21 protein-coding genes and 3 tRNA genes are annotated in these 21,829 nt (G+C 57.7%); 15 read left to right on the forward strand and 9 right to left on the reverse strand.

The window, feature by feature from the left end:
- The first annotated feature begins 25 nt into the window (after positions 1-25).
- Positions 26-1,078, forward strand: coding sequence for a 23S rRNA (adenine(2503)-C(2))-methyltransferase RlmN (gene rlmN, locus DW195_RS03710; protein WP_118205893.1), 1,053 nt, complete (start codon positions 26-28; stop codon positions 1,076-1,078).
- A gap of 199 nt (positions 1,079-1,277) precedes the next feature.
- Here rlmN and DW195_RS03715 read toward each other — a convergent pair whose 3' ends face one another.
- The 9 genes from DW195_RS03715 to rpmH form a co-directional block, all read right to left on the reverse strand.
- Positions 1,278-1,532: a hypothetical protein gene (locus DW195_RS03715; RefSeq protein WP_022093798.1), complete on the reverse strand. Its 255-nt coding sequence runs from the start codon at positions 1,530-1,532 to the stop codon at positions 1,278-1,280.
- Positions 1,522-2,427: a ParB/RepB/Spo0J family partition protein gene (locus tag DW195_RS03720; protein WP_187361924.1), complete on the reverse strand. Its 906-nt coding sequence runs from the start codon at positions 2,425-2,427 to the stop codon at positions 1,522-1,524. Before DW195_RS03720 ends, DW195_RS03715 begins: the two co-directional genes overlap by 11 nt.
- The gene (locus tag DW195_RS03725; protein WP_118205894.1) at positions 2,420-3,220 is read right to left on the reverse strand and encodes a ParA family protein; all 801 of its coding nucleotides are present in this window, start codon (positions 3,218-3,220) and stop codon (positions 2,420-2,422) included. The genes DW195_RS03720 and DW195_RS03725 overlap by 8 nt, the downstream gene beginning before the upstream one ends.
- Before the next feature lie 134 nt (positions 3,221-3,354).
- The gene (gene rsmG, locus DW195_RS03730) at positions 3,355-4,092 is read right to left on the reverse strand and encodes a 16S rRNA (guanine(527)-N(7))-methyltransferase RsmG (RefSeq protein WP_233524954.1); all 738 of its coding nucleotides are present in this window, start codon (positions 4,090-4,092) and stop codon (positions 3,355-3,357) included.
- A 96-nt stretch (positions 4,093-4,188) separates the two neighbouring features.
- Positions 4,189-4,758 carry a R3H domain-containing nucleic acid-binding protein gene (locus tag DW195_RS03735; protein ID WP_117786710.1) on the reverse strand — a complete coding sequence of 190 codons (570 nt, stop codon included), beginning with the start codon at positions 4,756-4,758 and terminating at the stop codon, positions 4,189-4,191.
- Positions 4,759-4,803: 45 nt separating this feature from the next.
- Positions 4,804-5,574, reverse strand: coding sequence for a YidC/Oxa1 family membrane protein insertase (locus DW195_RS03740; RefSeq protein ID WP_117584025.1), 771 nt, complete (start codon positions 5,572-5,574; stop codon positions 4,804-4,806).
- A gap of 29 nt (positions 5,575-5,603) precedes the next feature.
- A complete protein-coding gene (gene yidD, locus DW195_RS03745) occupies positions 5,604-5,828 on the reverse strand; it encodes a membrane protein insertion efficiency factor YidD (RefSeq protein ID WP_117584026.1) in 225 nt (74 codons plus the stop codon).
- Positions 5,825-6,163, reverse strand: coding sequence for a ribonuclease P protein component (gene rnpA / locus DW195_RS03750; RefSeq protein WP_006236191.1), 339 nt, complete (start codon positions 6,161-6,163; stop codon positions 5,825-5,827). The genes yidD and rnpA overlap by 4 nt, the downstream gene beginning before the upstream one ends.
- A 20-nt stretch (positions 6,164-6,183) precedes the next feature.
- Entirely contained in the window at positions 6,184-6,318 is a 135-nt protein-coding gene (gene rpmH / locus DW195_RS03755; protein ID WP_019127408.1) for a 50S ribosomal protein L34, read from the reverse strand.
- Positions 6,319-6,663: 345 nt separating this feature from the next.
- Here rpmH and DW195_RS03760 point away from each other — a divergent pair, with 345 nt between their 5' ends.
- The 14 genes from DW195_RS03760 (at position 6,664) to typA (ending at position 21,735) form a co-directional block, all read left to right on the forward strand.
- Positions 6,664-8,016: an ATP-binding protein gene (locus DW195_RS03760; RefSeq protein ID WP_118205895.1), complete on the forward strand. Its 1,353-nt coding sequence runs from the start codon at positions 6,664-6,666 to the stop codon at positions 8,014-8,016.
- A 15-nt stretch (positions 8,017-8,031) separates the two neighbouring features.
- The gene (locus tag DW195_RS03765) at positions 8,032-9,756 is read left to right on the forward strand and encodes a DnaA ATPase domain-containing protein (protein ID WP_118205896.1); all 1,725 of its coding nucleotides are present in this window, start codon (positions 8,032-8,034) and stop codon (positions 9,754-9,756) included.
- A gap of 237 nt (positions 9,757-9,993) precedes the next feature.
- Complete coding sequence (gene dnaN, locus DW195_RS03770) at positions 9,994-11,097, forward strand: DNA polymerase III subunit beta (protein ID WP_022094338.1); 1,104 nt, start codon at positions 9,994-9,996, stop codon at positions 11,095-11,097.
- A gap of 9 nt (positions 11,098-11,106) precedes the next feature.
- Positions 11,107-12,213: a DNA replication/repair protein RecF gene (locus tag DW195_RS03775; protein ID WP_118205897.1), complete on the forward strand. Its 1,107-nt coding sequence runs from the start codon at positions 11,107-11,109 to the stop codon at positions 12,211-12,213.
- A complete protein-coding gene (locus tag DW195_RS03780) occupies positions 12,200-12,763 on the forward strand; it encodes a DciA family protein (RefSeq protein WP_118205898.1) in 564 nt (187 codons plus the stop codon). Before DW195_RS03775 ends, DW195_RS03780 begins: the two co-directional genes overlap by 14 nt.
- A 105-nt stretch (positions 12,764-12,868) precedes the next feature.
- On the forward strand, positions 12,869-14,899 hold the full coding sequence (gene gyrB / locus DW195_RS03785; RefSeq protein ID WP_117769723.1) for a DNA topoisomerase (ATP-hydrolyzing) subunit B: 2,031 nt from the start codon (positions 12,869-12,871) through the stop codon (positions 14,897-14,899).
- 41 nt (positions 14,900-14,940) lie between these two features.
- Entirely contained in the window at positions 14,941-17,652 is a 2,712-nt protein-coding gene (gene gyrA / locus DW195_RS03790) for a DNA gyrase subunit A (protein ID WP_199576307.1), read from the forward strand.
- A 297-nt stretch (positions 17,653-17,949) separates the two neighbouring features.
- Positions 17,950-18,026: transfer RNA gene (locus DW195_RS03795), tRNA-Ile, on the forward strand.
- Between the two features lie 67 nt (positions 18,027-18,093).
- A tRNA-Ala gene (locus DW195_RS03800) sits at positions 18,094-18,169 on the forward strand.
- 4 nt (positions 18,170-18,173) lie between these two features.
- Positions 18,174-18,250: transfer RNA gene (locus tag DW195_RS03805), tRNA-Ile, on the forward strand.
- A 158-nt stretch (positions 18,251-18,408) separates the two neighbouring features.
- A complete protein-coding gene (locus tag DW195_RS03810) occupies positions 18,409-18,909 on the forward strand; it encodes a bifunctional nuclease family protein (protein WP_118205899.1) in 501 nt (166 codons plus the stop codon).
- A gap of 33 nt (positions 18,910-18,942) precedes the next feature.
- Positions 18,943-19,299, forward strand: coding sequence for a hypothetical protein (locus tag DW195_RS03815; protein ID WP_118205900.1), 357 nt, complete (start codon positions 18,943-18,945; stop codon positions 19,297-19,299).
- 30 nt (positions 19,300-19,329) lie between these two features.
- Positions 19,330-19,779 carry a hypothetical protein gene (locus DW195_RS03820; RefSeq protein WP_089572580.1) on the forward strand — a complete coding sequence of 150 codons (450 nt, stop codon included), beginning with the start codon at positions 19,330-19,332 and terminating at the stop codon, positions 19,777-19,779.
- A gap of 117 nt (positions 19,780-19,896) precedes the next feature.
- Complete coding sequence (gene typA, locus DW195_RS03825; RefSeq protein WP_118205901.1) at positions 19,897-21,735, forward strand: translational GTPase TypA; 1,839 nt, start codon at positions 19,897-19,899, stop codon at positions 21,733-21,735.
- Positions 21,736-21,829 lie beyond the last annotated feature (94 nt).

Genomic DNA, 21,829 nt, shown 5'->3' on the forward strand with positions numbered 1-21,829 from the left:
GTTTCCCCAAAATCGAAAGGCTTCCATGAATCCCAGGACTAAATCTCAGGACATTCGCGACTTGAGCCAAAACGATATTCGCGAGCTCGTGACCGAACTTGGCCAGCCTGCCTTCCGCGCGAAGCAGCTCATCGAATGGGTCTTCGAGAAGAACGTTTGTTCGTTTGACGATATGACCAACCTCCCCAAGGCTTTCCGTGAGCAGCTTAAAGAGGCTTTTGCCTTTGATACGCCGACTGAACTCACCAAGCAGGTTTCCAAAGATGGCTCGCGCAAGTATCTGCTCGAGTACCACGATGGCATTTCCGTCGAGACTGTCGGCATGCCCCGTCGTAACAAGCTTTCCGTCTGCGTTTCCACCCAGGCAGGCTGCGGCATGGGCTGTGCCTTTTGCGCTACCGGTCTCAACGGCCTCAAGCGCTCTCTGACTGCTCAAGAGATCGTCGACCAGGTGCTTCATGTATCCAACGACTTTGGCGAGCGTGCCACAAGCGTTGTCTTCATGGGCCAGGGCGAGCCGTTTGCCAACTACGACGAGGTTCTCAAGGCATTGCGTATCCTCAACGACCCCGATGGCATCGGTATCGGCGCTCGTCACCTCACCGTCTCTACCAGCGGCGTTATTCCCGGTATTCTCAAATTTGCCGATATCCCCGAGCAGTTCACGCTTGCCGTTTCCCTGCATTCCGCCATCCAGTCGACGCGCAATAAGCTCATGCCCGGTGTTAAGAAGTACACGCTGCTTCGCCTTCACGAGGCGCTTCAGCTCTACACCGAGAAGACTGGCCGCCGCCCGACCTATGAGTATGCCATGATCGAAGGCGTCAACGATACGAATCCCGAGATGCAGGCACTCTGCGACTTCTGCGAGGGAACGCTGTGCCACGTTAACCTGATTCAACTTAACGACATCGAGGGCAGCCCGCTCAAGCCGTCGCCGATTCATAAGGTTGAGGATCTTCAGCGTCGTCTTGAGTCCCGTGGCATCGAGACCACGATTCGTAACTCCCGTGGTAACGATATTGACGCCGCTTGCGGACAGCTGAAACAGCGCTTTAAAGTTCAGAAGAACGCATAGGGGAGTCGCACTCCAAAACGTTTCATGTGAAACATCGAACGGCCCCGGTTGCAGGATATGCAACCGGGGCCGTTTCATTTATTGACCTCAATTTTGGAGCAGCTGCTACCTTTCCAATTTTTTACGGACAAAATAAAGGGCCCTTGTCTCATGAATCAGACAAGGACCCCTCAAAATTTACTGAGTAATTATTAGGTACCTAATAGCCCACATTTTCCCATTGGTTGCTAACCCAACCTTGATTAATCTTGGGATTCTTCGTTACCTGAGCAGTACGCATGGCAACATCTTCTGTCATAACATCCATTTTCTTCTTGGACGTATCAACGATATCTTGCGCGCCACGAAGCAAACGACCTCGAAGTTCATCGTCCGTCGCGATCTTATAGCCAGCGAAGGCACCAGCCGCGACAGTCGTCGCCAATGCAATCGCAGTTAAAATCTTATTCCTCATCTTGGCCTCCTTGATCAAACTGAATCATTTCGCCAAGAATACGAGAGAGCTCTTCCTCGTCTTTAAACTCAATCTCGATCTTATTCTTTCCACGCGAGCTCTTCACACGCACGTTGGTATTAAAAACCTGACGAAGCACGCGGGCAGCCTTTTTAAAAGACTGAGGCGTTGCAGGCCTCGGTGTCTTAGGTGTCTCTCCGGCAGAAAACAACGGAGCAAGATTTTCTGTCGCTCTAACGGAAAGGCCTTCTGCAACAACCTTCTCAGCAAGTCGAATCCTTGCATCTTCATATGGAACTGCAAGAATCGCTCTCGCATGGCCAGCAGTAAGCTTGCCCTCGAAAATCATCTGCTGTACGACTTCGGGAAGATCTAGCAAACGAAGTGAATTTGTAATTGCAGAACGAGACTTACTGACAGCCTTTGATAACGCCTCTTGTGTCATACCGCTAGCATCAATGAGCTGACGATAACCCTTCGCCTCTTCGACGGGATTCAAATCAGAACGCTGAAGATTCTCGATAAGAGCAAGAGCGAGCATCTCCTCATCATTAACTTCCTTAATGATGACAGGCAGTTCCTCAAGACCAGCAAGCTTTGACGCTTGGTAACGACGTTCACCAGCAATGATCTCATAGCCGTTTCCGTGCTTGCGAACCAAAAGCGGCTGCAAAACACCATGCTCTTGGATTGACTCACTCAACTCGCGAAGTTCAGTTTCGTTAAAGTGAATTCGCGGCTGATTAGGGTTGGGAACGATATCCTCAATAGGGAGTTTTGTTTCAGATGCGGCATTTGAAGCAGATGCAGCCGAACCACCGGTCTCATATTCGGCCTCTGAGACCAAAGCATTGAGACCACGTCCTAATCCGCCACGTTTCTTTGCACTAGGCACGCTTGATCACCTCTTTTGCAAGGTTCATATACGCTTTTGCACCCTTATTTTGAGGTGCATAGGTAATTACCGGTTCTCCAAAAGACGGAGCTTCGGAGATTTTAACTGTACGGGGGATCAGCGTCTTAAACGCCTTATCACCAAAGTACGATTGAACCTCCTCAACAACCTGATTCGATAGAGAGGTACGCGAGTCATACATGGTCATAAGCACACCATAGATGTCTAAGCCCTTGTTCAGACGTGATTTGACCATTTTCATTGACTCAAGCAGCTTTGTAACGCCCTCGAGTGCATAATACTCGCACTGGATCGGAATCAAAACGCTGTCTGCTGCTGTCAAGGCGTTGATAGTAAGCAGGCCGAGCGAAGGGGGACAGTCAATGAAAATAAAATCGAACTCGTCTTGAATCGGCTCAAGCAAATCTTTGAGGCGGGTTTCACGAGCGATTGCGCTTACGAGCTCAATTTCCGCGCCTGCAAGCTGAATTGTAGCCGGAATTACGAATACCTTTTTGCAATTTGTATCAAGAACAAGCGATTCTGCCGGCACATCATTCAACAATGCATCATAGATGCAGTGATCAAGGTCTTCTTTTTCAATTCCGAATCCACTAGTGCTGTTTCCCTGCGGATCAAAATCGACAATCAGTGTCTTACGACCCTGCTCACCCAGTGCTGCTGCAAGGTTCACAGCCGTCGTTGACTTACCGACGCCGCCTTTTTGATTGATGATTGCAATGATACGCGTGTCTTTTGCGCTCTTAGAACGTTTAACGTCGCGAAATCCCACGGTCCCTCCTGGTGTGTATTAAAGCTGTCAAACGGAGGATGTTTCACGTGAAACATTCCGATTCGATATCAACCGCCATGTTTCACGTGAAACACTGCAAGTTGTTAGTATCCATTATGTTTCACGTGAAACATCTAGGCAAGCGGATTCTTCTTTGCCATGCCATTTGCACGAGGCAATGAGACAGATGCTGGATGACTCTTCTTAAGAACAATGAACTCCCTGTGGCCCAAGCCCTCAGGCAAATCGATTGCGTCATTCAGAAGCAAAGTAAAGCCGCAAATCTTAGCTGCTGACATGCCGGAAGCAAGCTCCTCATCCGAAGGATTGCCCTTGGTGATAACAAATAGCCCTCCATCCTTGAGGAACGGAGCCGCATACTCAACAAGAATCGGTAGAGGGGCCAGTGCGCGGGCGGTTACGACAGAGAACTGCTTCTTATGGTTTCGAGCATATTCTTCAAGACGATCATGGACCGCATGAGCATGTTTCAATCCAAGAGCATGGACAAAGGAATTGACAGCATCAACCTTCTTGCCAACAGAGTCAATATAAGTAGCTTTACGATGCGTGGCTATGGTTAACGGAATACCAGGGAAGCCCGCACCTGTACCCATATCGAGCAAAGCTCCCTCAGGAGCCTTATTGATATAGGGGAGTAAAACAAGTGAGTCGAGGATATGAAGTACTGCAGCATCTTCTACGTTGAGAATACGGGTGAGATTGGTTGTCTTATTTGTTTCCAAAACCAAATCCAAATGCTTGATACATTTCCTCAGCTCAACATCAGTTACGCTCGAGGAATACTCTTTGCAATAGGAAGTTAGGCGACTCAACATCTCGTCAGCTTGCTGCTCAGTAAGTACTAACAACGAAAGCTCCTTTCTGACAAAAATCAGTGTATCGAGAACTTTTGACAAAAAAAGGGGACGTGGAAACCACGTCCCCTTAGCATAAGCTCGAGTAGATTATCGAGCAACAATCACCACATGGCGATCGGGGTCAGAACCCTCAGAATGAGTATCGACGGCATCATTGCCACGAAGTGCAATGTGAACCAGTCGGCGCTCGTAGGCATTCATGGGCGGAAGCGAAACACTCTTATGAGTGCGGATGGCACGCTCGGCAGCAGACTGAGCCATGGAGGCAACCTTGTCCTGTCGGCGGCTCTTGTATCCCTCAACATCCACTACAACCGGATACCTAAAGCCAAGCTTGCGGCTCACCAGCAAAGAGAACATAACCTGAAGGGCATCAAGGGTACGACCATGACGGCCAATGAGAACAGCAAGATCAGGAGCGGTAACATCCAAAATCAGCTCGCCCTCGTCACCCTCGTACTCATCAATAGGAGAGTTGGCGGCATCGAAGTGCGAAAGGATGGAACGCAGAATGGAAATCGCAACATCGGCGATGGTGTCGAGCTCCTCATCGGTCAGCTCTTCACCGGCCTTGTAGCGCTGTGCAATCTCGGGATAATCGCCCGCAATCTGCGGGGCAACCTCCTCAAGCATATCCTCGATGATCTCTTCAGACATAACGTACTCCAAAAGTTAGGTACCTAAATAAGATTGATATCCCGACTACTTCTTCTTGTGCGGGCGCGGCTTCTTCTCTCGACGAGTGACCTCAACCTGCAGCGGCGCGTTCTTAAGACGCTCCTCCTCATCGGCCTTCGCCTTGTCGATGACCTTCTGCGTCACAAAAATCTGCTGGATAACCTGCCAAGCAGACGAGACGTCGTAGTACAGCAGAACACCAACGGGAAGGCTCCAGCCCATCCAAAGCATCATGACTGTCATGACAACGGCCATCATACGCATGCTCTGGGCCTGCTGGCCGGTCTGGTTGCGCGACATATAGAGCTGCGGAATCAGGGTCAGGACGGCGAACAGGATCAGGCAGACCAGCGCAGGCAGTGCAACCATAAAGCCATCGGCAAAGGAAGCGCTCGGCGTGGTGGTCAGGTCGGGCAGGATATTGAAGAACGAGAACGTGCCCTCGTTAAAGTACTGCGGCAGGTTACGAAGCAGCGTAAACAGGGCAAACAGGATAGGCATCTGAATCAGAAGCGGCAGACAACCAGCCATGGGGTTGAACTTGTTCTCGCTGTAGAACTTCTGCATCTCCTCGGCCTGACGCTGGGGATCGTCGGCATAGCGCTCCTGGATCTCGAGCATCTTGGGCTGCAGCACCTGCATGCGAGCCGTCGACTTGGTCGACTTGAGCATAAGCGGCGTCAGCAGCAGACGGATGATGACCACCAGGATGATGATGGACAGGCCCCAGTCGACCGCAAAGGTCTGGATGAGCTTGAGCAGCTCGAAAAGGATGTTAACGATCCAATCCCACATGTAAGTTTTCCTCCGATAGCGAGTGCCCGCTAGGGCACAGGGTCATAACCGCCGACGTGCAGGGGATTGCAGCGAGCGATGCGCCTCACGGCAAGCCAGCAGCCTCTCAAAACACCGTACTTCTCAATCGCCTGGATGGCGTATTGCGAGCACGTTGGGTAATAAATGCAGGCGTCAGGCAATAAGGGCGAAATAACCTGTTGATATATGCGAATAGGAGCGATGGCAACACGTCGCAAAACGTGATTGCTCATCGCTCCTCCCCGGCAACGCCGGCGCGTTTCATAAGCGAACGCAATGCCTTGTCCATCTCCTGCGGCGAGGAAACCCTCGTCTTGGGAGTTGCGAACAAGATGATGTCATAACCCGCAACGGGAAATCCACAGCTGCGGGCGGCCTCGCGCATCACACGCTTAGAACGGTTGCGCACGACAGCACAACCGAGCCGTTTAGCACCAACGAAGGCGACCCTTCCGGAGTCGCCTTCGCCAACCGATTCACATATGGTCATTCGAATCAGAGGGTGATTGAAACGACGCCCCTGACTGAACACATGCTCGAAATCTTGCCGAGACTTAATAGTCTTCATGCGAGATGTGTGTATCGCTGCTAGACAGTGAGACGCTTGCGGCCCTTGGCGCGACGACGGGCGAGCACGGCACGACCACCCTTAGTGGCCATACGGGCACGGAAGCCATGGGTCTTGGCACGCTTACGCTTATTAGGCTGATACGTACGCTTCATCTTAAGTTCCTCCTGCTGCATTTCGAGTGTCCGCGGGGGCGCGGACGCAGATATAGACACGTGAGCTTGAAGATTGTAGGGAAATCAATGTTCAAATGTCAAGAAATCAAAGGTAAAAGGTTGCGCAGTTCACACGGTTCCCCCATAAGCCAAGCTCGATTTAGCGATGTATGGCAACTTTTCACGATATTTCATCGAGTTTTCAACAGGTCATGTTGGCAATGTTGAGAACTTTTCGCCCGTTTTCCAAAGTTTTCAACAGGTTTTGCAAAGTTGTCGAAAGATGAGAAACATTGCACAGTGAGCTACTATTTGTTCGAAACCTTATGAAAGATTGCGAGCGGCATGTCTGACGACTTTTACACCATGGTCGATTCCGGAGACCCGGCACCCGACAACGAGCACATCACCGGCGTGCGCGAGGAGCGTGAGGAAGGCGAGCAGACGACCACGCAGGCGCCAAAAGCCATGTACGCCGCACGCATCGCCGTCTATGACGACATGCTGTCGACACCGCGTGTGATCGTCATTGATCCGCAAGATGTCCGCACGTATTTGGAAGAGACCACCAACACCGTCTACCAGTGCATGAAAGAACAAGGTGGCCATATCTCGCTCATGGTCATCCGCGAGATTGTCGAAAACTTTATCCACGCGCACTTTGCCGAGCCCATCATCTCGATTCTGGACGGCGGAGACACCATCCGATTTGCCGATCAAGGACCCGGCATCGACGACAAGGAGCGCGCGTTCGACTTTGGCGTTACCAGTGCAAACAGCAAGATGAAGCGCTATATCCGTGGAACCGGAGCAGGGTTTCCCATGGTGCAGGAGTATTTGGAAAACGCCGGCGGTGCCGTATCCATCGAGGACAACATGGGCAACGGCACCGTGGTTACGGTAAGCCTGAACCCTAAACGCGTGCAGGAAATCGAGCGTGCCGGCGGACGCGGTGCTGCCGTGCGGCCCGAGACGGAGCATCCCACATACCCCCTGCCGGGAGCTTTTGCTCAGCAGCCCATGGCAACGCAGCAGATGCAGCCCCCCGTGGGACAGATGCAGCAGCCCGGAATGTTTCCTACACAAGAGCCCCAGGCGACATCGATGTCGATGCCGCCAAACATGCCAGAGACCATGCCGCTGGCGGATCAGGATGCAGCAGCAATGCAGCAGGCGACGGGGGCACCGAGTGGCCAGCAAATGGGCTATCAGCCGTACCAACAGGGATATCCATATCAGCAGATGCCGTCACTGGGGTATGGCCAGCAGTTCCCGCAACAGTACCAGCAGGGATATCAGCAGCCGTACCAGCAGATGCCGCAGCAGCAGTACAACCCTTGGGCCCAGCAGATGCCTCCGCAGCCTTACCAACAGTGGCCTCAAAGTTTTCAACAGCAAATGCCACCGATGCAGAGTTCTCAACAACCAGCAGCTCAAATGATGTATCCTAATGCAGCAAATCAGTATGCGCAGCCACAACCGGACGTGTTCGTAAGCGATCGCGGCAACGCCGCGCTGGGCTATCTGGCGCAAAATCAAGCGTGCGGTGCAACCGATCTGGCGAGGGCGTTTGGAAACTCGGCCCCCACTTGGTCACGCACGCTCAATGACTTGGCGCAGGCCGGCTTGGTCATCAAGCATGGCCAGAAATACCATCTGACCGAACTCGGCGCCGCTCGCGTGCGAGCTCAGGGCTAAAGAACGGGAGAGACAGTGGACGAGGAAGCAAGCATCATCCTGGGGGATGCCATCGCCTTTTGCCAGCGCGACGGCCAAGATGCACGCCTCATCAACATGCTGGGGCAATCGCGCGCCATAAGCCTGACCGAAGATACGCTCACGATCGAGGCCCCCTCGCGCTTTGCCATCGCGCAGCTCAAAAAGCATCAGCCGACTATTGAAGCCTATCTGGAAGAAATCGCCTTTGCACCCATTGCGCTCGACATCGTGGCACCGCAAGGCGCTGCGACGGAATCCGCTGTCGCGACGGCGGCCGCCGCGGCTCCCGCTGCTTCCCCGGCGGTGCCGGCCTCCGCAGGCGACGTGCCGACAATCGAGCACCAGCACAGCGATGTTTCCCGTGAAACCACGGCACCGTTGCCGACCGCGGCGGCGGCGCCAGCGAACGCACCCGTCACGCACATGCCCATCGCTCACGACGCAGCGGCGAGCGCGGATTCGGGCATTGCAATCAAGAACACACTCTCGGCCGATGATTTTCGTCGCATGATGAACCAGATGAAGGGCGGAGCGCCGGCTAAATCCACGCAAGCTGCGGCCCCCGCTTCACCCGTGCCAGCACCGACCGTGCCGGCCGAGCAGAATACGGATGGAGCCCCGCTCGCCGCGAACTCAAAATTTACCTTTGAGAACTTTGTCTACGGCCCCGAGAACAGCCATGCCTATCGCTCGGCACTCAAGTTTGCCGCCCTCGCGGACGAGCGCGGCACGTGCACATCGTTGTTCATCTACGGCAAATCGGGCCTGGGCAAGACGCACCTGCTGCTTGCCATCAAAAACGAGCTCGCCGAGAAGTCGCCCGAGATCAAGGTCAAGTATGCCAACTCCCAGGCATATCTGGACGACCTGATGACCGAGTTCGACCGCCAAAAGAAGAGCAACGCCCCCATCATGCAGGCATACCACGGCGTGGACGTGCTCATCATCGACGACATTCAAAACATCATCGGCAAGCGCGCGAGCGTGGACTACTTTTTCCAGCTCATGGACGAGTTTATCCGCAACAACAAAAAAGTCGTCATCGCAGCCGACCGCGCTCCCAAAGACCTGAGCATGGACGAGCGTCTGACCAGCCGCTTCAACGCCGGCATGCTCTGCCTGGTCGCAGAGCCCAGCTACGAGATGAAATACAAGATCTTGCAGCGCTATTACGAGAACACCATCGTCGCCGCTCCCGAGGCAGGCGACGACTCGCTGCTGGCGGCCTATGGGGGCGACAGCGGGCACCTGACCGACGAGCACTTTAAACACATGGCAGAGGTCTCGGGCACCAACATCCGCGAACTCGAGAGCTTTTGCGAGCGCTGCGCCGGCGAGGCGGGCGACCGCGAGCGCGAGGGCGGGGAGCTCACCTTTGACGATATCGACGCCATCGCCAGCCAGTACTTCGACACATCGGCCAAAAAGATCAACGTCCAAACGGTTCAGTCCGTCATCGAAGAGCAATACGGCGTGACGCACGAGGAGCTCATCGGCCCGCGTCGCAACGCCAATATCGCCAAGGCACGCCATATCGCTATCTACCTGGCCATCGAAATGTGCGAGATGACGACCACGGCGGTAGGCGCCGAATTTGGCAACCGCAACCACTCGACCGTCAGCACAAGCTACAAAAAGGTCCAGAAGATGATCCAGGAAGACCGCACCGTCACCGAAGACCTCAAGTCGCTGCGCGATAAAATTACACTGCGCTCGTAGGGAAATAGAGACACCTGTTGAAAACTTGTCGAAACCACGGGCATAAGGTGTCTAAAACCCAACCCGCGGTGATGAAAAGTTTTGCGCAGGTTTTGAACGTGGAAAACCACCCCCGTTGCACACAGGTTGCTGTCGATTCTCTTTTTGGGTCTGACCTGCGTCTTTGAGAGTAATCAACAGTTTCGTCAGTGCTATTACTATTATTAAGATATTTATATCTATAGAAAGGTATTAAAGATGAAGTTCACCGTCAGCCAGAGCTCGCTTACACAAGCCATCGGCGTCGTTATGAAGGGTGTCGCTTCGGCATCCACCCTTCCCATCCTGTCGGGCGTGCTCGTCAAGGCGCAAGACGGCATCTTGGAATTCCAGACCTCTAACTACACCATCTCGATCCGTCATCGCATCGCGGCGCATGTCGAAGAAGAGGGCGAGATGGTTATCCCCTGTAAGATGCTCTCCAATATCACCAAGACCCTCCCCGATGCCCCGGTCACCTTTGAGCTGTCCGAGCGCCAGGTGCTGATTGGTTGCGAGAAGAGCTCGTTCCGCCTGAACACGCTCGATGCCAATGACTTCCCCGAGTTTCCGGCCTATGCCATCGAGAGCGCCGTGGAGCTGCCGACCGATATCTTGTCCGAAATGGTCGGCCGCGTGTGGCGCGTCACCTCGACCGACAAGGCCCGCCCCATCCTGGGCGGCGTGCACATGAAGGTCGAGAACAACACCGTGCGCCTGGTGGCGACCGATTCCTTCCGCTTGGCCGTGTGCGATACGCAGGTCGAGACCTCGACCCTCGAGGGCTCCTTTGAGCTCAACGTTCCGGCTGACGCCTTTAACGACGCGCTGAACATCATGGCCAGCCAGGCGACCATCATGATCGGGGCTACCGACACCCAGGTTGTCTTTGAGGCCGGCAACACCACCTACGTGTCGCGTCGTATCGAGGGCGTGTACCCCAACTACAAGCAGCTCATCCCCGATTCGTGCGTGACGAGCGTCAAGATCGACGTCGCCGCCTTTAACGCCGCCCTCAAACGCGTGGCCGTCATCGCGAGCGCCAACCCCGCCGTCAAGTTCGAGATCGATGTCGAGAACGGGCAGATGGGCCTGTCCTCCATTTCCAATGACCAGGACCTTGCGCAGGAGACGATCGATGTCGAGGCCGAGGGCGAGTCGGGCACCATCGCCTTCAACTACCACTACATCTTCGGCTGCCTCAATGCCCTGTCCAAGGAGAAGGAGATCACGCTGGAGCTCAAGAGCTACTCGCAGGCGGGCATCTTCAAGTCCTACGACAAGATCAACTACCTGTACCTAGTCATGCCGGTCCGCATCTAGCGCTGCGCCATGACCATATTCGCCCGCGATCTTTCCGTTGCGCACTACCGCAGCTTCGATAGCTATCGCCTTGCCCTGGACGAGGGCGTGACGATACTTGCGGGACCCAACGCGGCGGGAAAGACTAATCTCATAGAGGCGCTGCAGCTGCTGACGAGCGGCGCCTCGTTTAGGCATCCGACCGCAGCTGAGCTCGTCCATGACGGCGTGGGCTCGTGCAAGGTCGAGCTGAGACTCGAGGGCGACGGCCGCGTGCTTGATATGGGACTGAGCGCGGAGGACGGTAAGCGCTCGTTTAGCCGCAACGGCAAGAGATGCTCTGCCGCCGGTGTGCGCGGGGTTCTGCCGAGCGTGCTGTTTTGCCCCGACCATCTGGACATGGTTAAGCGGGGCGCCAGTGTGCGCCGCGCCGCCCTCGATGACTTTGGCATGCAACTGAGCGCACGCTATGCCGATCTTGCGAACACCTATGGGCGCTGCGTGACCCAGCGTAACGCCCTGCTCAAGGAGACCTGGTGCTGCCGCGAGATGCTCGGCGCGTGGAACGAATCGATTGCCCGCGCGGGCTCGGCCCTGCTCGTGCACCGGTTGGCCCTGCTCGACCGGCTGGCGGGCCATGTGCGCGCTGCCTACGGGCAAGTAGCGTCCGGTGAAGCCGCCAACGTGTCCTATGCGTCCACGCTGGGGGATTTACCCCAGGTCGAGGATCGCGAAGAGCTGAAGGGCTGGGCGTACGAGCGCATGCTGGCCGCCCTTGATGAGCACGCCGACGAGGAAATTCGCCGCGGCGTGACGTTGGTGGGACCGCATCGCGACGAGATTGAATTTACCGTGGCGGGTCGCTCCGCCCGTTCATTTGCCAGCCAAGGACAGCAGCGAACGTTGGTGCTGTCCTGGAAGGTGGCCGAGGTGGCCGTGGCTCGCGATGTCCTGGGCACCGCCCCACTGCTGCTTTTGGACGACGTGATGAGCGAGCTCGACGGCGAGCGTCGCGGCGCTTTCCTGCGGCTGATCGGCGATGATATCCAGACGGTCATAACCACGACCAACCTGGGGTACTTTACCGATGACCTGCTTGATCGAGCCAAGGTGGTGAGCATGGGTGAGACGTGCTAATTACGAGCGCGAGAGCGAGACGGTCGCCTTCAGTGGCTTTTTGAACGCAGAGCGCCAGCGCATCCTGGCGGCTGCGACCCCTGAGCGCCGTGCGCAGATGGAGGCCGCCGAGGAGTCGCGTGCGGTCTATCGCGCGTGGAACGCGGTGTGCTCGGGCACGCGCGAGGGGCGGCATGTGACGGGTCTGCGCTACCTGCCCGAGTCCAATGAGCTGCTGGTATATCTCGACTTGCCCTCGTGGACGCAGGAAATGACGCTGTTGCGCGAGATCATCCGCGCGCGCATGGAGCGCGCCGGTGCGCATGTGGACGGCCTGGTGTTCAAAACCACCGCGCCCGGTCACACGCCACCCGCCGCCAAGGAGCGCCTGCGCCCGGCCGTGACCGAGCGCCCGCCGGCTCCGCACGCCGACCTCAGCGATGCCGAGCGCACCGAGATTGAGCGCCAAGTGGCGCCCATCGAAGACCAAAAACTGCGCGAGGCCCTCGAGAATGCCATGAGAGCCAGTGCCGAGTGGGCCAAGGGCGTGCAAAGCAAAAAAGAGCCTTAAATCGCATCTGGTGGCCTTGTAGAGCCAAATACCCTCGTTCCCGAGGGTATTTTTTTACGATAAACTAGTAAGGCTGTACACATTTTCTTGACTGAAGGAGGACGTGTGGCAAACGAAAACGATTACGATGGCGGCGAGATTAAGATTCTCGAAGGTCTCGAGGCCGTTCGTAAGCGCCCGGGCATGTATATCGGCTCGACGAGCGCCAGCGGTCTGCATCACCTGGTGTGGGAGATCGTTGACAACTCCGTCGACGAGGCCATGGCCGGTTTCTGCACCGAGATCCAGGTGACGGTCCACGCCGACAACTCCATCACGGTCGTCGACAACGGGCGCGGCATCCCGGTCGACGAGCACCCTGTTAAAAAGATCCCGACGCTCGAGGTCGTCATGACGATCTTGCACGCCGGCGGTAAGTTCGATAACTCGGCCTATAAGGTCTCGGGCGGCCTGCACGGCGTGGGCATCTCCGTCGTCAACGCACTGTCCAAGCGCGTGGTCGTTCAGGTTCGTCGCGATGGCAACACCTACGAGATGGAATTCTCGCGCGGCAAGACCGTCAAGAAGATGGAGGTCGTGGGCACCTCGGATTCGACGGGCACCACCGTCACTTTCTGGCCCGACGACGAGATCTTCGAGACCTGCATCTACGATTTCGATACGCTGCACAACCGTCTGCAGGAGACGGCGTTCCTCAATAAGAACCTCAAAATCGTGCTGACCGACGAGCGCGAGGCGACTCCCCACGTGGAGGAGTTTTGCTACGAGGGCGGCATCATCGACTTCGTCAAGTTCCTCAACGAGGGCAAGGACGTCCCCGAGGCCTTTAAGGAGCCCATCTACATCGAGGGCAAATCGGACCCGGACGCGCCTGTGGCCAAGATGGGCGAGGTCGAGGTTTCCCTGCAGTGGAATAGCGGCTACGGCGAGAACGTCATGTCGTTTGCCAACGACATCTACACCCCCGAGGGCGGCATGCACCTTGAGGGCTTCCGCACCGCGCTCACCCGTGTGATCAACGACTACGCGCGCAAACAGAACCTGCTCAAGGAAAAAGACGCCAATCTGACCGGCGACGATGTGCGCGAGGGCCTTTCGGCCGTAATCTCGGTCAAGCTGCCCGATCCGCAGTTTGAGGGCCAGACCAAGGCCAAACTCGGCAGCTCCTATATGCGCGCGCTCACGCTCAAGATTGTGACCGACGGCCTTGCCGATTACCTCGAGGAGCATCCCAAGCCCGCTCGCGAGATCGTCAAGAAGGCTCAACAGGCTTGCAAGGCGCGCAATGCCGCCCGTAAGGCGCGCGAGGCGACGCGTCGCAAGAGCCTGCTCGAGACGGCGTCCCTGCCCGGTAAGCTCGCTGACTGCTCGGTGCGCGATGCCGAGCTGACCGAGCTCTTTATCGTAGAGGGCGACTCGGCAGGCGGCTCGGCCAAGGACGGCCGTCGCCGAGACATCCAGGCGATTCTGCCCCTGCGCGGCAAGATTTTGAACGTCGAACGCGTGGGCGACCACCGCGCGTTTTCGAGCGACACCATCCAGTCGCTGATTACCGCGATCGGCTGCGGCGTCACGACGAGTGCCGGCGACGGCGGCGACTTCGATATCACCAAGGCGCGCTACCACAAGATCATCATCATGACCGATGCAGACGTCGACGGTGCGCATATCCGCATCCTGCTGCTGACGTTCTTCTACAAGTACATGCGTCCGCTGATCGATGCCGGCTACGTCTATGTTGCCTGCCCGCCCATCTTTGGCATTAAGGTGCGCAACAAGATCCACTACGTGTATCCCAACGGCCGCCAGCCCGAAGACGAGATCCTGCGCGACACCATCCAGAGTCTGGGCCTGAACCCCGACGACAACGACGAGGACGGCAAGGCCAAGGATGGCAAGATCACCAAGAAGCGCAAGGGCTATACCGTCCAGCGCTACAAGGGCCTGGGCGAGATGGACCCCAAGCAGCTTGCCTCGACGACGATGGACCCCAAGACCCGCATCCTGCAGCGCGTGTCGATCGAGGACGCCGTGGTGGCGGACCGCGCCGTGCGTGAGCTGATGGGTTCCGAGGTCGGCTATCGCCGCGAGTACATTGAAAAACATGCGCATGATGCGCGTTTCCTTGACGCTTAAGAGGAGGTAACGTGGCAGACGATATCAACAATAACGAGGGTATGGGCGAGGCCGGCGATGCCGGCATGCCCGACGATCTGAAGCGCCTGCTTGCCCGTGCTGAGCAGGGCGAGGACGGCGATCCTGACGCCTATAACCCCGATGCCGATGATGACGAGGAAGAGGACGACGACGGTGAGCTCGAGGAGAGCTTTGGCGAAGTCGATCGTGGCGCCTCGGCCGGCGAGGATATAAACGGCGGCCAGCTCCAGATTTCGGAGTTTGGCCGCGAGATGAAGCAGTCATTTATCGAGTATTCGATGTCGGTCATCACGGCGCGCGCCCTGCCGGACGTGCGCGACGGCTTAAAGCCGGTGCACCGCCGCATCCTGTACGCGATGAACGAGAGCGGCATCTACCCCAACCGCCCGCATAAGAAGTCGGCGTGGACGGTCGGCGAAGTTATCGGTAAGTACCACCCGCACGGCGATTCCGCGGTCTATGAGGCCATGGTTCGCCTGGCGCAGTGGTTCTCCATGCGCACGCCGCTCATCGACGGTCACGGCAACTTCGGTAACATCGACGGCGACGGCGCGGCGGCCATGCGTTACACCGAGAGCCGCCTGGCCAAGCCCGCCATGGAACTGCTGCGTGACTTGCAGAAGGATACCGTCGACTGGCAGCCCAACTACGACGAATCGCTCGCCGAGCCCGTGGCGCTGCCTGCGCGCTTCCCCAACCTGCTGGTCAACGGCAGCCAGGGCATCGCCGTCGGCATGGCCACCAACATCGCTCCGCATAACCTCACCGAGGCGATCGAGGCCACCTGCTACCTGATCGACAACCCCGACGCCACCGTCGACGAGCTCATGCAGATCATGCCCGGTCCGGACTTCCCCACCGGCGCCATCATCATGGGCAGCGCCGGCATTAAGCAGAGCTACGAGACCGGCCGCGGCTCCATTACCGTGCGCGCCAAGGCTCACGTGGAGTCCACCAAGACCGGCCGCAGCCGCCTGGTCTTTACCGAGATTCCCTACATGGTCAACAAAGGCACCCTGCAGGAGAAGATTGCCCAGCTCGTCAACGACAAACGCATCGAGGGCATCTCGGATATGCGCGATGAGTCCAACCAGAAGGGCATCCGTCTGGTCATCGAGCTCAAGAAGGGCGTCATTCCGCAGGTCGTGCTCAACAACCTGTATAAGTACACCTCGCTGCAGACGACCTTTGGCGCCAACAACCTGGCGCTCGTCAACGGCGTTCCCAAATGCCTGAGCCTGCGCGAGATGCTGCAGCACTACATCGACCACCAGGTCGACGTCGTCACCCGCCGCACCCGCTTCGACCTTAAGAAGGCCCAGGCCCGCGCGCATATCCTTGAGGGCTACTTGATGGCTCTCGACCATATCGACGAGGTCATTAGCATCATCCGCTCCTCGCAGACCGACTCCGAGGCCAGCAGCCGCTTGATCGAGCGCTTTGGCTTTACGCCCGAGCAGACCACGGCCATCCTCGAGATGAAGCTGCGCCGCCTGACCGGCCTGGAGCGCGACAAGATCCAGGAAGAGTTGGACGGCCTGCGCCGCGCCATCGCCTACTACGAGGACCTGCTGGCGCATGAGGAGAAGATCCTGGGCGTCATCAAGGAAGAGATGCGCGAGATCTCCAAGAAGTTCGGCGACAAGCGCCGCACCGAGATCAGCCAGGTTGAGAAGGACCTGGATGTCGAGGACCTCATCGCCGACGAGGATATGGTCGTGACCATCACCCACACCGGCTATGTCAAGCGCATTCCGGTGGCCGCCTACCGTGCCCAGAAGCGCGGTGGCAAGGGCGTGTCGGGCGTCAACCTCAAAGAGGACGATGTCATCGATGAGATGTTCATCGCGTCCACGCACGAGTACGTGCTGTTCTTCTCGAGCAAGGGCAAGGTCTATCGCCTGAAGGTGCACGAGCTGCCGGTAGGTACGCGCCAGGCACGCGGTACCGCGATCGTCAACTTGCTGCCTTTCGAGGAGGGCGAGAAGATCGCGAGCGTCATCAGCTGCCGCGAGTTCCCGGCCGACGAGTACCTGATGTTTGCCACCAAGAGCGGCATGGTCAAGAAGACCGTGATGAGCGCATATGACCGCAGCCGTCGCGACGGCCTGATCGCTATCAACCTGCGTGACGACGACGCGCTGCTGAACGTGCGCCGCGTGCGCGAGGGCGACAAGATTATCCTGGCCACCACCGCGGGCAAGGCGATCATGTTCTCCGAGGAGCAGGTGCGCGCCACCGGCCGCGATACCAGCGGTGTTCGCGGTATCGGCATGAAGGACGGCGTGAGCGTTCTGGGCATGGAAGTCACTAACGGCAACGGCGATCTGTTCGTCATCACCGAGCGCGGCTACGGCAAGCGCACGCCGGTCGCGGACTACCCGGAGCAGAATCGCGGCGGCCAGGGCGTCTATACCATCCAAATGACCGAGCGTAAGGGTAACCTTGCGGCTATGAAGACGGTGGGCCCGCAGCACGAGCTGTTCATCGTGACGGAGGGCGCGACGGTCATTCGCGTCAAGACCGACGAGATCAGCCAGACCGGCCGCGCCACCCAGGGCGTCAAGATGATGACCGTCGACGATAACGACCGCGTATGCGCCGTAGCCCGCATGACAGCAGCCAAAGAGAAGCCCGAAGGCGAAGCCACAGAAGACGGCTCTGCCCCCGAAGAAGCCCCTGTCGATCTAGGCGACGGCAACGACATGCCAGAGGATCTCCTAGACGAGTAAGAGGCCCTAGCTGGTAAAAATCATCAGACCCCTTATATCGGCGGTCGGCGCACTGCGCGCCGACCGCTTTTTTGAAAACCTTGGGATCCCATGGTCGCTGGGCCGGCGAGATGGTTTTGGTTTGTCGCGAGTTCCGCACGCAAAGAAGGCCACTTAATGTGGCCTTCGTCTTGCGCAGGACTGTCCGAGCAGCAAACCAAAACCATCTCGCCGGCCCAGCGACCATCCCTCCCAAAGATTTTCAAAAAAGTTGTTGACGCGCGCGTAACGACTCGTCTAATATATCCCTTGCGCGATGGACCTGTAGCTCAGTTGGTTAGAGCGTCCGGCTGATAACCGGGAGGTCACAAGTTCGAATCTTGTCAGGTCCACCACTTTCTTTCGCAATAAACACCCCAGCGAGAGCCGAGTCGCCGCTGGGGTGTTTATTACTGTCTCCGTGGGGGTTTAGCTCAGCTGGGAGAGCGCGGGCTTTGCAAGCCTGAGGTCAGGGGTTCGATCCCCCTAACCTCCACCATGATGGACCTGTAGCTCAGTTGGTTAGAGCGTCCGGCTGATAACCGGGAGGTCACAAGTTCGAATCTTGTCAGGTCCACCATCAAAACTGTGAAGAGCCCTGGGGCGTTGCCTCGGGGCTTTTTCTTGTCTGTGATAAATCTCATTTTGGTTTTGTGTGCTGTGCGAAAGATTGGGTAGTATAGCTATTCAATGCGGTGGAGCTGCCGCGTGTTAACCGCTACGTACCGGAGGTGTTCCATGGTTCGTGTCGACATAGAGACCATCGTCATGGCCGCCGGTCCCGTGCCATCGCTTATCGTGCTTCGCGAGCGCTGCAGCAAATCGGACTCGCCCGCGCCACTGCGTTCCCTTTCCATTCAGACTGGTTCGTTTGAAGCTGCTGCCATTAGCCGCGGCATCGATAGCGGCCGAGCCGAGCGCCCGATCACCCATGACCTGCTGCTCGATACCGTTGACGCCCTGGGCGCCAAGCTCGAGCGCATCGAGATCGTTCGCGCCGAGCCGCCGGTGTTCTACGCGACGATCGTCGTACTGGCCGATGGTGACGAGCGCAAGATCGACGCCCGCCCCAGTGATGCCATTGCCCTTGCCGTGCGCAGCAATGCCCCCATGTTTGTGGAGGACGACATCATGAATCGCCTGGGCACTGTTTCTGCCCACACCGAGGAAGTCGACGACGAGCAGGAGTTCGAGAAGTTCGACGAGTTCGTCCATACGCTCTCCCCCGATGACTTCTAAATGCGGGGCGGCCAGGCTGAGGAGCGTTCGCTGATGGCCGGCGGTATGTCGGCTGAGGCGGCTGCGATCGCGCGCGAGGCCCAGATGCGCTCGGAGGCTTCTGAGGCGGCTCGCATTGCCTATGTGACGCAGGCCCGCACGCTTCGCGAGCGCCGCGGCTCGTTTATCAAGATGGTTGTCGTCTCCGCCCTTGTCGCGGCAATCTGCTCGCGCCTTCGTGGTACAGTTGGTGCGCTTGGGTTTTCGATCTCTACGGGCCTCGTGATCTGGGGTGTGGTCGATGCGGTCATGCTGACCAGTCAGATCAAGGTGCTCGACAGGCGCGCGATGGATATGATGCGCGCCCGCGACGCTGCCGCCAAGATCGCCGCCGAGGCACAAGAACTGTAACGACGCCAGACTCGATGGGAAGGTCTAAAGATGGCACAGGATATGCAGGACGCCGGTAACGTCTCCGCCGAGCTCGACGCCATGGTGTGCGATCTGATTGGCGCCTTCTTGGACGACCTGGCTGCGGGCGAGAACCCGGGCGTGGTTGTGGCAATTGAGGACGCCGCTTCCAACCGCTATCTGGCCGCGCTCGACGAAGATGGCGAGGAGGCATGCCTGGAGGCTGCCACCAACTTTATCTCCGAGCACAAGATGGGTCTTAAGGACGAGGGCCTGGGCCGTATCGCCCGCTATGCCATCGGCTACACCGGCTGCGTCGAGATTGACGGCGGCTATCACGATGCTCTGCTCGTGAGCTTCTTCGAAACCACGCTCGAGAGTGGTTTTTCGGCATACGTGCTGTATGAGGGCATGGGTGCCGGCGATGGTTTTATGTGGAGCGACCCTGAACCTGCAGGTGAGGAAACCCCTCTTATCTAAAATCGCTAAAATAAACGAGTTTTCGGTAAAAGGCTCAATATTCCCGCTGAGCGTTGTATCGCTGGGCGGGCCGCATACGCGTGCCGTTTGTATATGGATAGAAGATAGGGGAACTACATGCGCGTAGACAATCTGAGGAACATCGCCATCATCGCTCACGTCGACCACGGCAAGACGACGATGGTCGACAAGCTCCTGCGTGCCACGGATGCCTTCCGTGCCAACCAGCAGGTCGAGGACCGCGTCCTGGACTCTAACGACCAGGAGCGCGAGCGCGGCATTACGATTCTCGCCAAGAACATCTCTATCGAGTACAAGGACGTCAAGATCAACGTCATCGACACCCCGGGCCACGCCGACTTCGGCGGCGAGGTCGAGCGCGTACTGCGTATGGCCGACGGCGCCCTGCTGCTGGTCGACGCCTTTGAGGGTCCCATGCCCCAGACCCGCTTCGTGCTGCGTCACGCTATCGACACCGGCCTTAAGATCATGATCGTCATCAATAAGATCGATCGTCCGGGTGCTAACCCCGAGAAGGCCTACAACGACTGCCTCGACCTTATGGCCGACCTGGGCGCCACCGACGACCAGCTTGAGTTCGCCATGGAGCACGTGGTCTACGCTAGCGCTATGAATGGCTTTGCCCGCCTTGACCCCAACGACGGCAACATAGACATGTATCCGCTGCTCGATATGATCATCGACGACATGCCCGCGCCCGAGGTTGACGAGAACGCCCCGCTGGCCATGCAGTGCGTGACCATCGACCACTCCAACTTCGTTGGCCGTATCGGCATCGGTCGCGTGTACTCCGGCACCATCCACCAGGGCGACCAGATCCTGGTTGTCAAGAACGACGGCTCCAGCGCCACCGCTACCGTCAAACAGCTCTTTACCTTCGACTATCTGGGCCGCACCGAGTGCCAGGAAGTCGGCGCCGGCGACATTGCCGCTGTCGTGGGTATTGACCGTACCGATATCGGCGATGTTTACACCGACCCCGAGAACCCCGTCGAGCTCGAGCCCATCGAGATTGACCCGCCGACCCTGTCCATCGTCTTTGAGGCTTCGACCTCCCCGCTCGTCGGCCGCGATGGCGACATCGTGGGCGCCCGTCAGCTCAAGGAGCGCCTGTTCAACGAGGCCGAGAACAACGTGACCATGAAGATTGAGGAGCTCGAGGACAAGAGCGGCGTCGAGGTCTCGGGCCGTGGCATTCTGCACCTGTCCGTCCTGATGGAGTCCATGCGCCGCGAGGGCTTTGAGTTCCAGGTCGGCCGTCCCCGCGTTCTGTTTAAGAAGGACGAGAACGGCAACAAGATGGAGCCCGTCGAGCAGGCCGTTGTCGAGTGCCCGGACGAGTACTCGGGCAAGGTCGTCGAGGTCTTCGGTACCTCCGGCGGCATCATGACGAGCATGGACACCTCGGGCATCGTGACGCACCTTGAGTTCAAGATCCCGACCCGCGGCATCATGGGTCTTAAGAACCGCATCATGAATGTCACCCACGGCGAGGGCGTGTTCTACCACACCTTCCTGGAGTACGGTCCCTACGCCGGCGAGATCGGCAACCGTCAGAACGGCGCCATGATCTCCATGACCACCGAGAAGGCCGTTGCCTACGCTCTGGGTACGCTGCAGGAGCGCGGCCAGCTGTTTGTTGAGCCGGGCACCGAGTGCTACGAGGGCATGATCGTGGGCGAGCGCAGCAAGGCCGGCGACATGGTCGTTAACATCGCCCGTACCAAGAACCTGGGCAACCAGCGTTCCTCGACCTCCGATATCTCCGTCCAGCTGGTGCCGCCTCGCACCTTCTCGCTGGAGGAGGCGCTGGAGTACATCGCCGACGACGAGCTGGTCGAGATCACTCCCAAGAACATCCGCCTGCGCAAGCGTCTGCTCAACGCCACCGACCGCAAGAAGGCTGCCGTCCGCGCTGGCCAGGTCAACAAATAAGCGCTGAGCTTTATAGCGACTAACAAGAAAGGGCACCGACCGCAATGGTCGGCGCCCTTTTTGGTGCAGGGGGCAGGTTCGTTTGCACCACAGC

The organism is Collinsella sp. AM17-1 (assembly GCF_003470665.1).
Lineage (GTDB): Bacteria > Actinomycetota > Coriobacteriia > Coriobacteriales > Coriobacteriaceae > Collinsella.

What these genes read in the sequence shown, in the direction of transcription:
- rlmN (WP_118205893.1), top strand. Translation starts at nt 26, where the DNA reads ATGAATCCCAGGACTAAATCTCAGGACATTCGCGACTTGAGCCAAAAC.
- DW195_RS03715 (WP_022093798.1), bottom strand. Translation starts at nt 1,532, where the DNA reads ATGAGGAATAAGATTTTAACTGCGATTGCATTGGCGACGACTGTCGCG.
- DW195_RS03735 (WP_117786710.1), bottom strand. Translation starts at nt 4,758, where the DNA reads ATGTCTGAAGAGATCATCGAGGATATGCTTGAGGAGGTTGCCCCGCAG.
- DW195_RS03740 (WP_117584025.1), bottom strand. Translation starts at nt 5,574, where the DNA reads ATGTGGGATTGGATCGTTAACATCCTTTTCGAGCTGCTCAAGCTCATC.
- yidD (WP_117584026.1), bottom strand. Translation starts at nt 5,828, where the DNA reads ATGAGCAATCACGTTTTGCGACGTGTTGCCATCGCTCCTATTCGCATA.
- rnpA (WP_006236191.1), bottom strand. Translation starts at nt 6,163, where the DNA reads ATGAAGACTATTAAGTCTCGGCAAGATTTCGAGCATGTGTTCAGTCAG.
- rpmH (WP_019127408.1), bottom strand. Translation starts at nt 6,318, where the DNA reads ATGAAGCGTACGTATCAGCCTAATAAGCGTAAGCGTGCCAAGACCCAT.
- DW195_RS03760 (WP_118205895.1), top strand. Translation starts at nt 6,664, where the DNA reads ATGTCTGACGACTTTTACACCATGGTCGATTCCGGAGACCCGGCACCC.
- dnaN (WP_022094338.1), top strand. Translation starts at nt 9,994, where the DNA reads ATGAAGTTCACCGTCAGCCAGAGCTCGCTTACACAAGCCATCGGCGTC.
- DW195_RS03775 (WP_118205897.1), top strand. Translation starts at nt 11,107, where the DNA reads ATGACCATATTCGCCCGCGATCTTTCCGTTGCGCACTACCGCAGCTTC.
- gyrA (WP_199576307.1), top strand. Translation starts at nt 14,941, where the DNA reads ATGGGCGAGGCCGGCGATGCCGGCATGCCCGACGATCTGAAGCGCCTG.
- DW195_RS03810 (WP_118205899.1), top strand. Translation starts at nt 18,409, where the DNA reads ATGGTTCGTGTCGACATAGAGACCATCGTCATGGCCGCCGGTCCCGTG.
- DW195_RS03815 (WP_118205900.1), top strand. Translation starts at nt 18,943, where the DNA reads ATGGCCGGCGGTATGTCGGCTGAGGCGGCTGCGATCGCGCGCGAGGCC.
- DW195_RS03820 (WP_089572580.1), top strand. Translation starts at nt 19,330, where the DNA reads ATGGCACAGGATATGCAGGACGCCGGTAACGTCTCCGCCGAGCTCGAC.
- typA (WP_118205901.1), top strand. Translation starts at nt 19,897, where the DNA reads ATGCGCGTAGACAATCTGAGGAACATCGCCATCATCGCTCACGTCGAC.